The 783-nt window shown below is 65.9% G+C and carries 1 protein-coding gene; it reads right to left on the reverse strand.

Annotated elements, in window-relative coordinates; genetic code table 11:
• Nucleotides 1-783: ABC transporter ATP-binding protein (locus A9976_RS22575; RefSeq protein ID WP_183020857.1), on the reverse strand; the 783-nt coding region annotated here is incomplete at both ends.

Raw genomic sequence — 783 nt, forward strand, 5'->3', positions numbered from 1 at the left:
CGCCATTGGACAGCGCCTGCCCGGTCACGCCCTGGCAGGCCAGCTTGACCGTCAGGATGTCGCCGTCCACCGACGCGACTTCGCCTTGCAGCAGATTCGATTCACCCAGGAAGTCGGCGACGAACAGCGTGCGGGGGCGGAAGTACAGGTCGGCCGGCGTGCCCAGTTGTTCGATCGCGCCGCCGTTCATCAGGCAGATGCGGTCGGACATGGTCATGGCCTCTTCCTGGTCGTGCGTCACGTACACGATGGTGGTGCCCAGTTCGCGATGGATGCGCTTGATCTCAAGCTGCATCTGGTCGCGCAGTTTCTTGTCCAGCGCGCCCAGCGGTTCGTCCATCAGGATGATGGCCGGGCGGTAGACCATGCAGCGCGCCAGCGCAATGCGCTGCTGCTGGCCGCCGGACAGTTCGCGCGGCAGGCGCGACGCTACGTGCGGCAGCCGCACCATTTCCAGCGCTTCGTGTGCACGGCGGCGCGCTTCAGCCGCTGGCACCTTGCGCATCTTCAGCGGGAACGCGATGTTCTCCTCGATGCTCATGTGCGGAAACAGCGCGTAGTTCTGGAACACCATGCCGATATCCCGTTCATACGGCGCGCCATACGTGACGTCGGCGCCGTCGATCAGCACGCGGCCCTCGTCGGGCTGTGCCAGGCCGGCGATCAGGCTCAAGAGAGTGGTCTTGCCGGAGCCGGACGGACCCAGCAGCGTCAGGAATTCGCCGCGGGCGACGTCCAGGTGCGTGGGCGCCAGCGCGACGAAATCGCCATAGCGTTTGCCCA

Source organism: Delftia sp. UME58 (assembly GCF_014170385.1).
Classification (GTDB): domain Bacteria; phylum Pseudomonadota; class Gammaproteobacteria; order Burkholderiales; family Burkholderiaceae_C; genus Comamonas; species Comamonas acidovorans.